This is a genomic window from Neobacillus sp. B24 (assembly GCF_055381825.1).
This window is the reverse complement of record NZ_AP035777.1, coordinates 1732708-1745500: the sequence shown is the minus strand read 5'-3', so window position 1 is coordinate 1745500 and position 12793 is coordinate 1732708. Positions and strand designations below refer to the sequence as shown.

Below are 12793 nucleotides of genomic sequence, written 5' to 3'. Positions count from 1 at the left end.
CGCATCCGCAGCCGCCTTTTTTAATCGCCTGTGAAACCTTGCCATTCTTGGTTGAGCCTGTACTTTTTTTATTATTCTTTGACATCTTTTTTCCTCCTAATTTGATGGTATTTCTATAGGATATGATTAAGAGACAAGTCATGTCTCAGGCAAAGAACCTTATTTTTCTAAAAATAATTGTACAATTGTTTCTAAAATAGCAGCGATGCCTGCAATAGCCAAAATGAGGATGATTACCTGCGCAATACCCGGAAGTAGAAAATACAAGCCAACAAGTCCCGCAGCAGCCCAAATCCCCGTACACCAATAACAGCTAAGAAGTTCACCAAAAAAATGTCTCAACCCAGATTTTTTGGGAATATAGTAAATCTCAATCTCTCCATTTTCGTTTACTTCCTCTATTTCATCAAAAAAGGGATTTCTGATAAACTCGGTAATTTTATCAAAGACGATCAATCTCGTCAGCCGGAAGGCAGCAAGAGACAGGAGCAGAAAAGTGAAAAAGGTTATGTTCATAAATGAAAAATCCTTTCGTTTATGGACTCATATAAGGGGATGGAAAAAGCCTAATTTTACTAAATAAGGCAATTGTCCGTAACCCAAAAGGCAGTCGTGAAATATGTTAGTACTGTAAGATATATTAAGGATTAAGGAGGAAAAATAAATGGGTTGTGGAAAATCTCGTCACGATCGCGACCACGAAGGCTGTGTATGTCAAGTAGTTCGCGCGATTAAAGATATTCAAGACAACGCTCAAGAAGAAGAATGCCAAGCCTGTACCAGTTGTTTTAACGAGCCCCTCGGTTCACTTGTTTCACCAGTAAGGGAAACGGTAGACACTCGCGTGTTCGTACTAAAAACAAAAGATGGTTCTCCATTCCATGCATTTTTTAACAATGATGACAATGCGTGTGTATCCATCTACTTCCGTGTTGAAGATGTATTTGACAACTGCTGTGCCACACTGCGCGTTCTTGTTCCAGGAAAAAGAGAAGGCACAAACTTTGTTCCAGTGAACCTGGTTAATTGCGATGATAAATGCTGCATTAATTTATCTAAGCATTGTCAAGTAACAGCCTTCATGGCAAGCAACGATTGTGTGACTGTAGACTTAAACTGCTTCTGTGCCATTCAATGTATTGCAGACGTAAACCTTGGAATCTGCGATTAAATAAATTAGCCAGTCGGTAATCGGCTGGCCTTTTTATTACCTTTTAATACCAATCATAATGATATTTTTAATATCCTTTATTGCAATCGTTTTTTCTAGTTTATCTGCAGTTTGAATAATTACTTGAAGATCATCTGCTCCACTAAGAGTTCCCAATATCTTCTCGTCTTCGGTATAAAACACACACGGGACCATAGGCAGAACCTTTGGATAGTTTATTAAATAGTCCAATCGCTCTTGAATACTCAATTCTTTGAACGGTTTGACCCGGTTGAAGCCGGAATGCATCTTGTCAGATTGAGTGGCTCCGTTTGATGGAGGGATACTTTCACTTTGTTCAGGCTTCACACTAGTTGGAACAATTTCCTCTTGGGCAGGCTCAGGCTCTTGCCTGCTTATATAAATCTCCTGCATATGGGTGTCGGATGGAGTCCTTGAAAAAGACTGTTGAATAAACAGCGTTGGACCTTTGCCCTTCTTATTTGACATGACCACACCTCCCTTTCCTACACTTTATATGTATGCAAATGGCCCATACTCGTTCACAGTTTTTTGGCATGATAAAAGCCCGCTTGAGCAGCGGGCTTTTAGATTAGCGAATATGATAACCAGAATCGACATGAATATTTTCACCGGTAATTCCGCGGGACAAGTCACTAAACAAGAATAGTGCGGTATCGCCAACTTCTTCCGGGGTTGTTGCTCTTTTTAATGGTGCCTTTTCCTCAATTTCTTTTAGAATTAAATTGAAATCACTTATTCCCTTGGCAGATAGAGTGCGAATTGGGCCGGCAGAGATGGAATTGACGCGAATGTTTTCCTTGCCAAGATCTACAGCCAAATAACGGACACTGGCATCGAGTGACGCCTTGGCTACTCCCATGACATTATAGTTTTGAATCGCGCGCTCACCGCCGAGATACGTCAATGTCACAATGCTTCCCCCTTCGGTCATAAGGCCGCGGGCTTCTTTTGCGACAGCAGTTAAGGAATAGGAACTAATATTATGGGCCAATAAAAAGCCATCTCTAGTTGTATTCATATAATCGCCTTGAAGCTCTTCTTTATTAGCAAAAGCAATACAGTGGGCAACCCCATGAATAGTGGCCACGGCTTGTTTAATTTCTTCGAAACATTTTGCAATTGCCTCGTCACTAGTAACATCACACGGCAGTACCAATGTCCCTTCCGCTTCCAGTGATTCTGCCAATTCGCGAACACTGCCCTCAAGTCTTTCTCCAGCATAGGTGAAGATTAATCTTGCCCCCGCATTATGTAGCGAGCGGGCAATTCCCCATGCGATACTGCGTTTATTGGCTACCCCCATAACGACAAATGTTTTTCCAGCTAGTGAAAGATTCATTTTATAAACATCCCCCTACTATATTACAAGATATTAGTACTTGGTACTAATTGTACACTAATCTTTACAAAATGAAAAGCTAGGTGAAATTAATAAAAGCTCTTACTTGCTTCATGAAATTCAAGCTCTTGCTTCAGTTCATCGACATACTCCTTTGATCCAGTCACAATTAATCTGTCGTGCATTTGCAATTCAGTGTCGCCATGGGGAACAATTGAATCCTTACCACGGAAGATCCTTACAAAAATTACATCTCCGGTAAACGGGAATTCCCGTAAGGACATCCCATCAAATAATTCATTTCTCATGACAATTTCATAAAGGCCAGTTTCTGTGTTTGTTAAAATGTTAATTACCGTTGGCGATTCGATTAACGCCCGCAACAATGCTTTTGTCGACAATATCGCAGAAAATACCTCAACATTCTGTTCTCTAAGACTTTTCTCCCATTCAGGACCTTCTATTCGGGCTATCACCCGCTGGACTCCCTGTTCTTTTGCGGCAATGGCCAGTTTAGCATTAAGTTCCTCATTGCCGGTAGAAATCACGACAATTTCGGATTCAAACACTTTTGTCTTGGCAATCGACTCCAACGAGTAGTCCGGTATTTCCTCAATTTCAAAAAGAGAATTGGAAATTTGTTTCTCCGTTTTTTCTATTTTTGTATGATAAAGAATTGGTTCATAAAGACCTGATTTTAACTCTCTTGATACGGGCAAAGTAATTTGATTTGCCCCCAGAAATGCTACCGGTACCTTCTTATTCCCGACCTCTTCTCTTGGGAACAGCTTTTTAAAGACGATTGGCGTAAAGATTGAGGTGATAACCGCAACTAAGATTAAAGTCCCTCTCATCTGCTCTGAAATAACTCCGATCCGCTCCCCAATCGTTGCTGCTGCGATGACCAGCGAGAGGGTAGAAGTAAGTAAAAATGCTGAAGCTGTAACAGTTTTCGTATCATACCAAATTTTTAAAAGATAGACGGGCAGAATTTTCGATACTAATAATGCCAAAAGAAGTAATGGGATTAATAACAGTAACTTTTTCTCACTAAATAACGACCAAATATCCAATTCTACTCCAACCATGACAAAGAAAATGGGGATTAAGAATCCATATCCAAATGAATCAAGCTTATGTACAAGCTCTTGATTGGGTGACAGGAGCGAAACAAGCACCCCGGCCAAAAAAGCCCCCAAGATGTTTTCAGCACCAACCGTTTCCGATAGTCCAACGAGCACAATGATCAGAGTAAAAACCGCTCTTGTTCCAATTTGAACTGTCCCGGTTGATAAGGTTTCAATAAAGGTTTTCGTTTTAAATCTCTTTCCGACAAAATAGAGAATGATTCCCGCACCGAACAAAATCAATAACAGCCAAGTATTCCCCTCTGACTCCTGTAAGGATACAAAAACTGCCAGCAAAATCATCGTTGCCAAATCCGCAATAACGGCAACAAGCAAAATAATTTGCCCAATGACTGTTTTCATTAGATGTGCTTCTTTAAGCGTTGGGACAACGACTCCTAATGAAATGGTTGAAATGATTAAGGTCATTAGAAAAGCATTATCAATAAAACCCGCAAGCACGAACAAATAAGATAGACCGAGCGAAAGAATAAAGATTCCTGCAAAAATAATTGAAGATACTACAAATGAATTTGGTTCTTTTTTTCCGTTGGGTAAGATTTCTCGTTTCTTGCTGCCGGAAAAAGCAGAAAAATCGATTTCCAGTCCGCTTAAAAACATTAGAAAAATAAACCCAAGAGTTGATAGCGTGGCAAGCCACATATCCTGATGCACAATATCAAAACCGCTCTTGCCAATGATAAGACCGACAATAATTTCCGCCACCACAACAGGTATTACAGTTAATTTAAATCGATGCAACAGGATTGGTGTTAAGAATGCCATCGTCACGACAATGAGCAATGATGTAACAGATACATGCTGTTCCATTTTTTCTTCCCCCTTTGAAGAAAGGATTAAAAGATACCTCCAAACAAAAAATAAGAAAGGTTAAAGGAGGCCAAGTCATGAAAATTGATATTATTGGTGATATCCACGGATGCTTCTCCGAGTTTAAAGAACTCACCCAAAAGCTCGGCTATTTGTGGGAGGATAACATTCCGCTGCATCCAGAAGGCAGAATACTTGGATTTGTCGGCGACTTGACCGACCGAGGTCCGGAGTCTCTAAAGGTGATTGATATCGTCTGGAATCTGGTTGTAAAACAAAAACAGGCCCATTATACACCGGGTAATCATTGCAACAAGTTATACCGCTACTTTCTGGGTAATAAAGTTCAAATTACCCATGGGCTCGAAACAACGGTTGCAGAATATGAATCATTATATAAAAAAGACCAACAAACCATTCGCAAAAAATTTATTGAGCTTTATGAAACTGCCCCACTTTATTTAGTTTTAGATAATAATCGGCTAATAATCGCCCATGCAGGCATAAAACAAGAATTTATCGGTAAAAAAAATTCTAAAGTAAAAACGTTTGTACTTTATGGAGACATTACCGGCGAAAAGCACCCCGATGGATCACCGGTCAGAAGAGATTGGGCAAAATACTATAACGGTAACGCCTGCATTGTCTACGGCCATACACCGGTAACCGAGCCAAGAATCATCAACCATACCTATAATATTGACACTGGCTGTGTATTTGGCGGAAAATTAACGGCATTGCGATATCCGGAAATGGAACTTGTTTCTGTTTTTTCTACTATGCCATATATTGAGGAAAAATTTAAACGATTTGATTAAAAATAAGAAAAAAGGCTGACCCTTATCTTTCCGGGTCAGCCAGTATCAAATCACTCATATCTGCGGGGAGCGGTGTGCTAAAGCTCATTTCCTCGCGGGAAAACGGATGAATAAAGGTAATACTCTTACAATGGAGTGCCTGCCTGTCCAGTAAAGTGGTATCCCCTCCATATAAATCGTCGCCCAAAAGCGGATGGCCAAGATAGGACATATGGACTCTGATTTGATGGGTACGCCCGGTTTCCAAGGCCAACTCTACATGGGTAAAGCCTTGGTACCGCCTTAAAACCCGATAGTGGGTACAGGCTTCCTGACCATCAGCGCGCACTTCCCGTTCAATAATGCTGTCTTCCTTACGGCCGATTGGTTCCCGAATTGTCCCACAATCAAATAAGATATTACCACCAGCCAATGCCTCATACTTCCGGTTTATCTTTCCTGTACGCTGCATCAAACTGAACAAATGATGGGCATGCCTATGTTTCGCAACAAGGACGATTCCTGACGTGTCCCTGTCAAGTCTAGTTACAATATGGGCCGTGGCGCTTAGGTTAATTCTATTGTAATATCCGACCAGAGCATTAGCGAGACTGCCGGCAGGATGCTCCCTGGACGGGATAGTGTTCATTCCATACGGCTTGGTAACCACTAGCAGAAAATCATCCTCATACAAAATTGTTAATGGGATGTCCTCCCCTTGAAAGCTTGGGGTTTCAGGAGGGAAAATAATTCGTAATACATCACCTTTCAGCAGCTTATAACGTACAGTCACCTCCTTGCCATTAACAAGAATGCACCCGCCCTTAAACTTAATATCGGTCAGTGCTGTACGCGATATTTCGTAATTTCTTAAAAAGTCCTTTATGAGAAGGCCGGTATTACTGCCATCGATGACCCATTCTAATTGAAACTCTGCTGCCATTACTATCCCTCAACTTAATCAGATATGAATGAATCATGGACCCTTTTCCAGAATGGAAACGGCCGGAAACGGGCAAAGCGGATTTTTTCATCTGGAACCCTAAATTGGATGGATTTCACATCCTTATGAAGTAAAGTCAAATGATCAACCGTAATTTGAAAATCAGTACGATTCACCGGCTTTAACATACACGTATGGTGGGCTGGAAGGATTAATGGGGATCCCACTGTACGGAACACTCGGTTATTGATAGAGGCCATTTCGGCCACTTGGATGGCGGAAATCGACGGATGAATAATTGCCCCTCCCAAAGCCTTATTATAGGCTGTGCTCCCTGATGGCGTTGACACGCAAAGTCCGTCACCGCGGAACCGTTCAAAATGCTGCCCGCGAATCTCTACATCCATAACGAGTGTGCCCTCAACACTTTTAACAGTCGACTCATTTAATGCTAAATAACGGGACTCCTTCCCAGCATGGGAATAGCGAATAATCACCTCGAGCAGCGGATATTCGACTACTTGATAAGGAGTTTTCGCAATCGCAATCACTAGCTTTTCGATTTCATCCGGCGTCCAATCCGCGTAGAATCCCAGATGTCCTGTATGAATCCCAACAAAGGCGGTCTTGTCTAAACGACTGCTGTAGCGATGAAAAGCATAAAGCAGCGTCCCATCCCCGCCAATTGATATGACAATATCCGGTTGATCTTCATCGTATTTTAGATCAAAATCAAGTAAATAGGTCCTCATTTTATGCATCAAAATATTTGAGTTTTGATCTCCTTTAGACGTAATGGCAAACTTCATCTCGATAACCCCTTATTTTGGTATGCTTCCGCTTTTCATTTGGCTAATCAGAATTTTTCATCTCAGCTTCGCGCGCATAAATTCAACTACGCCTCTGTCTTCGTCCTAACGGACTTGCCAGTCCGCGAGTTTTCATTTATTTTCTTCCCCGGTCAATTCTTTCTTTCTTGAAAAAAAGGCCTGGGCCTCTTGAATCTCACCACGAATTAACGACATTTCCTTATCTAGTTGGAAGGCAGCCTCAGCAGCTCGCTGCAGCCGCATTCTGATATCGGCAGGAAATGCACCCTTATATTTATAATTAAGTGAGTGCTCAATTGTGGCCCAAAAATTCATAGCCAAGGTTCTGATTTGAATTTCGGCTAAAATCTTCTTTTCGCCATGTATGGTTTGAACAGGATAGGCGATGACGACATGATAAGAACGATACCCACTGGTCTTTTCATGGGAAATATAATCTCTTTCTTCGACAATTTCAAAATCATTGCGCTTTCTTAATAATCCCACAACACGGCGGATATCTTCGACAAACTGACACATGATTCGCATGCCGGCAATATCCTGCATTTCTTCTTCCAGTTTGTCAAGCGGGATGCCTTTTTGATTGGCCTTATCAAGGATGCTGGCAATCGGTTTAACCCTGCCGGTCACAAATTCGATTGGTGAATGGCTAGAATCGAGTTCGAATTGCCCTCTCATCCCTTTTAATTTTATTTTCAACTCATTAACGGCCTGTTTATATGGTGCCAAAAATTGATCCCAATGCTTCATGACTACACCTCAACGATAACAAATTAAGAATGAAAAATCTCTTCAACTTTCGCAACCATTTCTTTGCCATAATTGCTATTTCCTTTAATGTTGCTAATCACATAGTCCAATTCTTCAAGAAAATCACTTAACTGTATATGTACATCTTCATATGTAATATATACTGGCAAAGCCTCATCAAGTGCTTTTTTCAATATCGGCCATATCCCTTCAGGTAAAACGATATATGTATACTCAACTTGCCCCTCCATTAAGTAAATAAAGGAAAAGTTATCTGAATCGACGAGAATCTGTCCCGCTGGTTGCAGATCTTTAAGTGTTTCATCTCCAATAATCAGCAGCTTGTTGGCAGTAATATCCGCCTTCTCTACAGTTATACGTTTCTTCTTCATCATTTTCAGCTGCGCACCTCCATCTTCCTCCCTATTTTAGCATAATTACACCCTTTCTCCCAAGGATTGCAGTTTGATTTTAAAATGAGATAATGTAGAAATGAAACCCTCGAAAGGAACATAATGATGTCACAAAACATTGAAATAGAATTCAAAAATATGCTTACAAAAGATGAATACGAAAAATTGCTCAACGAATTTAACATCGACAAAAGGCAGATTTTTTCTCAGGAAAACCACTATTTCGATAGTAGTGAATTTGCCTTAAAATCACTTGGTTCCGCTCTCAGGATCAGGAAGAAGCCGAATGGGTATGAAATGACCTTAAAGCAACCAGCAGATGTTGGACTGCTCGAGACAAATCAGCCATTAAGTGAAGAGGAGGCCCTTAAAGCTATACAGTTTAACAAGCTACCAACAGGGGAAATCCAGCAAATAATCGAAAAGTTGGGAATTCCTTTTTCAAATCTCGGGTACTTTGGTTCCATGATTACAAACCGTGTAGAAGTAGATTATAATAAGGGACTGCTTGTTCTTGACCACAGCCTTTATCTAAATACTGAGGATTATGAACTAGAGCTTGAGGTAAATGACGAAGAGCATGGTAAAAATAGTTTTTTATCGTTACTTAAGAGCTTTGGCATACCGACTCGGAAAACCAAAAACAAGATTCGCCGGTTTTACGAGCAAAAATACGCAGATTAATATTGTAAATATGGTGAGAAACTACTATTTCAAGGCAAGAAATTTGAGATATGAAATGGGCATTGATAAAATAAAACAAACAGTGATATTATAGAAGGCTTTGTAAAAAATTGTTATAAAGTAATTAGAGGAGTTGTCAACATGATTAAGAAAAGCGTAACACCTTTTGAGGCCATTGGGGAAGAAACCCTCCATCGTCTGGTTGAAACATTTTATGGCCTTGTTGCACAACATCCTGATCTTGCTCCGATTTTCCCGAATGATTTTACGGAAATCACCCGCAAACAGAAGCAATTTTTAACCCAGTATTTAGGCGGACCGCCGTTATATACCGAGGAACACGGTCATCCGATGATGCGTGCCCGCCATCTGCCATTTCCAGTCACGCCAACTCGTTCAAAAGCATGGCTTTCCTGCATGTCCCAAGCAATGGATGAGGTTGGATTATCAGGCAGCTTGAGGAACGAATTTTATTCCCGCCTTTATTTAACGGCTCAACATATGATTAATACGCCAGACAATGAACAAGATATGGGTGAAAGCCGTGAATAATTTCTGGTCTCAAGGTTCAAAGCATCATTGCAGCGGCGGTGATAAAAAACCGCTTGAAATCTACATGTTTATTGACCCGTTATGTCCGGAATGCTGGGCCCTTGAACCCAACTTGAAGAAACTTCAGATTGAATACGGACGATACTTTTCGCTAAAGCATATTTTAAGTGGAAGATTGGCAGATTTAAATCTTAGCAAAAAGAAAAATTACGAAAGTTTGGCTGAACTATGGGAAAAAACGGCTAGCAGGTCAGGAATGTCATGTGATGGCAGCCTGTGGCAGAAAAATCCTGTCGACGCTCCTTATAACGTTTCAATTGCTATAAAAGCTGCCGAACTTCAAGGAAGACGTGCAGGTATCCGCTTTTTACGCAGAGTGCAGGAACTGTTATTCTTAGAAAAGCAAAATATTTCAAGAATGGAAGTATTAAAGGCCTGCGCCGAAAATGCTGGACTTGATGTGGAAGAATTCCTCAAAGATATACATTCGGATTCAGCGGCGAAGGCCTTTCAAAATGATTTGCAAATCACTTCCGAAATGGATGTCCATGAAATCCCGACTCTTGTCTTTTTTAATGAAAATGTCGAGGATGAGGGAATTAAGATTACTGGCAGTTACCCGTATGAAGTGTATGTACAAATCCTAGAGGAAATGTTGACTGAGGTGCCAGTTAAATCATCCCCTCCACCATTGGAGAACTTCCTGAAGATATTCAGGTTTGTCGCTTCAAAAGAAATAGCGGTTGTTTATAACATGACGGTATCCCAAATTGAGCGGGAAATGAAAAAGTTGGTCCTAAAGCAAGTGGTTGAACAAATCCCGGCAAAATACGGAACATTTTGGCGGTACATTGATGAATAGATAAATGCCGGCATAGATGTCCGGCATTTTTGTTATTATTCCGTAAAAACGAAAATGCCTTGCAGTTTCCGCTGCAAGGCATTTTTCTATTAATACGAACAAAGGGGATGGGAGAAATTTTTCACGGTCAAACAAAGGGGTATATGTTTGTTGTGATCAACTTCACGTATTTAATATAGCACGGGGTGCAAGTTCATGACAATATCCTTGTGTCTTGTTTCACAATATTGTCAAATAATCATACTTTCACAAAATCGACAATAGACATGTTATAAAGAAGTTTTAAAAAGGATTCTACAAAGAGGTGAAATTATATTGAAAAAGTTTTCAAGCGTATTAGTTGTACTGTTTTTTATCATAGCTTTCTTCCTTCATCTATTGGCTTTAATGAAGATTTTCCCGTTGTTCATCAGTATACCTCTTCTATTAATCGCTATTTTTATTCCAATTGTGTTGATTAACGACAGAAAAAGATTTAAGGGATTTTAAAAGGATGGCGCCACTTTGACGCCATCCCTTTCTTTATGATAAAAGCTGTTCAAGTTCATTCAGTTTTTCTTCAAATACTTTACATGCATTCTTAATTGGGTCAGCGCTTGTCATATCGACACCGGCTTTTTTAAGTACCTCGATTGGGTAATCAGAGCTTCCGGCACTGAGGAATTCAATATAACGTTTAATCGCAGGCTCGCCTTCCTCCAGGATTTGCTTGCTTAACGCGGTGGCCGCACTAAAACCGGTAGCATATTGATAAACATAATAGTTGTAATAAAAGTGTGGAATTCTTGCCCATTCCAAGCCAATTTCTTCATCAATCACAATATCCTCTTCGCCAAAATATTTTTTATTCAGGTCATAGTAAAGTTGTGTTAATGCGTCCGCAGTCAGCGCTTCATTATTTTGTGCTTTTTGGTGGATGAGATGCTCGAATTCCGCGAACATGGTTTGGCGGAACACCGTCCCTCTAAAGCCCTCTAAATAATGATTTAACAGATAAATTCGTTTCTGTTCATCATCGATGGTTTTTAAGAGATAATGATTAAGCAGTGCTTCATTACAGGTAGAAGCCACTTCAGCCACAAAAATCGAATAATCACCATATGGAAAGGCCTGAGTCTTCCGAGTATAGTAACTATGCACGGAATGGCCGAATTCATGAGCTAGTGTAAATAAGTTATTGACATTATCCTGCCAGTTCATCAGGATATACGGATGGGTTCCATACGCTCCTGAGGAATAGGCTCCGCTGCGCTTACCCTTATTCTCATGGACATCAACCCAGCGATTTTCGAAGCCTTCCTTTAAAATACCGGAATACTCTTCACCAAGCGGTTCCAGGCCTTTAATGACCAAATCTTTTGCTTCCTCATATTTAATTTCCATCTTTACGTCTTTAACAAGCGGAGTATAAAGGTCATACATATGGAGTTCATCCAACCCTAACACCTTTTTGCGAAGCTTGACATAACGATGCAGAAGATGGAGGTTTTCATTTACTGTATTGACTAGTGTTTCGTAAACCGACTCTGGAATATTATTTGCCGCCAGCGCGGAATGACGGGCAGAATCATAGTTCCTGACTCTTGCGTAGAAATTGTCCTTTTTAATATTTCCGCTCAGTGTGCTCGCAAAAGTATTTTTAAAATCCCCGTATGTTTTATAAACTGCCTTAAAGGCATCCCTTCTTACACGCTGGTCTTCACTCTCCAAGAAACGAATGTAGCGGCCGTGGGTGATCTCCACTTCTTCCCCGTTCTCGTCCTTAATGGATGGGAATTCCAAATCAGCATTATTTAACATGCCAAACGTGTTGCTCGAGGCATTCATCACTTCGCCAGCTTCGGCTAGCAGTGCTTCCTGTTCTGCGCTCAGTACATGCGGCCGTTGCAGGTTAATTTCCTCTAAAGCATGCTCATAAAGCTTTAACTCGGGCTTTTCTGTTAGAAAGCCATTCAATTGGGTTTCCTCAATAGACAGCAATTCAGGTACAATAAAGGCCAGTTGACTCGCTGCCTGCGAGTAAAGATTTTTTATCCGATCATCCAGCCCCTGGTAAAAGGAATTGGTTGTATCCTGGTCATATCTCATGTGGGAATATGTATATAGTTTGCCTAGCCGTTCCATTAGGTGATCTTGGAACTGAAGTGCTTGGTATAGAGTTTCAGAACTGGTCCCCAGCTTCCCTTCAAATTCTTTAATTCCAGGGATTAAGTTCTTCACCTCTTGAAATTCTTTTTCCCATTGCTCGTCGCTGGCAAAAATATCTTCTAATTTCCACGTATCTTCAACAGGTATTTCACTTCTTGCCGGCAATGATTTTACAGCAGCTTCATTTGCCATTTTCAAACCCTCCATTCCAATTCATCATTAAAAATGTAGTACTATTTCATTATATTCTTTTTATTCAATCTATTTCCTTCATTATGCTTAAAAAATGTTATGCAGTTTCCTATATTATGCCCATTGACTT

General features: G+C 40.5%; 14 protein-coding genes. 5 read left to right on the top strand and 9 right to left on the bottom strand.

Annotated features, from left to right (window positions below; translation table 11 throughout):
* Positions 1–159: 159 nt before the first annotated feature.
* Positions 160–516 carry a DUF1360 domain-containing protein gene (locus ACZ43M_RS08730; protein ID WP_464507016.1) on the bottom strand — a complete coding sequence of 119 codons (357 nt, stop codon included), beginning with the start codon at positions 514–516 and terminating at the stop codon, positions 160–162.
* Positions 517–664: 148 nt separating this feature from the next.
* Between ACZ43M_RS08730 and ACZ43M_RS08725 the strand changes: the two genes are divergently transcribed.
* A complete protein-coding gene (locus ACZ43M_RS08725) occupies positions 665–1171 on the top strand; it encodes a CotY/CotZ family spore coat protein (RefSeq protein WP_464507015.1) in 507 nt (168 codons plus the stop codon).
* 36 nt (positions 1172–1207) lie between these two features.
* Here ACZ43M_RS08725 and ACZ43M_RS08720 read toward each other — a convergent pair whose 3' ends face one another.
* From ACZ43M_RS08720 to ACZ43M_RS08710, 3 genes are all read right to left on the bottom strand, one after another.
* A complete protein-coding gene (locus tag ACZ43M_RS08720) occupies positions 1208–1660 on the bottom strand; it encodes a CotO family spore coat protein (RefSeq protein ID WP_464507014.1) in 453 nt (150 codons plus the stop codon).
* 103 nt (positions 1661–1763) lie between these two features.
* Positions 1764–2534, bottom strand: a complete 771-nt coding sequence (fabI, locus tag ACZ43M_RS08715) for an enoyl-ACP reductase FabI (RefSeq protein WP_464507013.1) — start codon at positions 2532–2534, stop codon at positions 1764–1766.
* A gap of 89 nt (positions 2535–2623) precedes the next feature.
* Positions 2624–4492, bottom strand: a complete 1869-nt coding sequence (locus tag ACZ43M_RS08710) for a cation:proton antiporter domain-containing protein (protein ID WP_464507012.1) — start codon at positions 4490–4492, stop codon at positions 2624–2626.
* Between the two features lie 77 nt (positions 4493–4569).
* Between ACZ43M_RS08710 and prpE the strand changes: the two genes are divergently transcribed.
* On the top strand, positions 4570–5310 hold the full coding sequence (gene prpE / locus ACZ43M_RS08705) for a bis(5'-nucleosyl)-tetraphosphatase PrpE (protein WP_464507011.1): 741 nt from the start codon (positions 4570–4572) through the stop codon (positions 5308–5310).
* Between the two features lie 22 nt (positions 5311–5332).
* Here the strand turns inward: prpE and ACZ43M_RS08700 are convergent, their stop codons facing one another.
* The 4 genes from ACZ43M_RS08700 to ACZ43M_RS08685 all read right to left on the bottom strand — a co-directional run bounded on the left by ACZ43M_RS08700 (position 5333) and on the right by ACZ43M_RS08685 (position 8207).
* A complete protein-coding gene (locus ACZ43M_RS08700) occupies positions 5333–6232 on the bottom strand; it encodes an RluA family pseudouridine synthase (RefSeq protein WP_464507010.1) in 900 nt (299 codons plus the stop codon).
* 14 nt (positions 6233–6246) lie between these two features.
* Positions 6247–7041 carry an NAD kinase gene (locus tag ACZ43M_RS08695; RefSeq protein ID WP_464507009.1) on the bottom strand — a complete coding sequence of 265 codons (795 nt, stop codon included), beginning with the start codon at positions 7039–7041 and terminating at the stop codon, positions 6247–6249.
* Between the two features lie 132 nt (positions 7042–7173).
* On the bottom strand, positions 7174–7812 hold the full coding sequence (gene yjbM, locus ACZ43M_RS08690; protein ID WP_464507008.1) for a GTP diphosphokinase: 639 nt from the start codon (positions 7810–7812) through the stop codon (positions 7174–7176).
* A gap of 23 nt (positions 7813–7835) precedes the next feature.
* A complete protein-coding gene (locus ACZ43M_RS08685; protein ID WP_464507007.1) occupies positions 7836–8207 on the bottom strand; it encodes a UPF0738 family protein in 372 nt (123 codons plus the stop codon).
* A 120-nt stretch (positions 8208–8327) separates the two neighbouring features.
* Between ACZ43M_RS08685 and ACZ43M_RS08680 the strand changes: the two genes are divergently transcribed.
* The 3 genes from ACZ43M_RS08680 to ACZ43M_RS08670 all read left to right on the top strand — a co-directional run bounded on the left by ACZ43M_RS08680 (position 8328) and on the right by ACZ43M_RS08670 (position 10323).
* Positions 8328–8909, top strand: coding sequence for a CYTH domain-containing protein (locus ACZ43M_RS08680; RefSeq protein WP_464507006.1), 582 nt, complete (start codon positions 8328–8330; stop codon positions 8907–8909).
* 141 nt (positions 8910–9050) lie between these two features.
* A complete protein-coding gene (locus ACZ43M_RS08675; RefSeq protein ID WP_464507005.1) occupies positions 9051–9461 on the top strand; it encodes a globin domain-containing protein in 411 nt (136 codons plus the stop codon).
* A complete protein-coding gene (locus ACZ43M_RS08670) occupies positions 9430–10323 on the top strand; it encodes a ClpXP adapter SpxH family protein (RefSeq protein WP_464507004.1) in 894 nt (297 codons plus the stop codon). Before ACZ43M_RS08675 ends, ACZ43M_RS08670 begins: the two co-directional genes overlap by 32 nt.
* A 522-nt stretch (positions 10324–10845) precedes the next feature.
* Here the strand turns inward: ACZ43M_RS08670 and pepF are convergent.
* A complete protein-coding gene (pepF, locus tag ACZ43M_RS08665; protein WP_464507003.1) occupies positions 10846–12663 on the bottom strand; it encodes an oligoendopeptidase F in 1818 nt (605 codons plus the stop codon).
* Positions 12664–12793 lie beyond the last annotated feature (130 nt).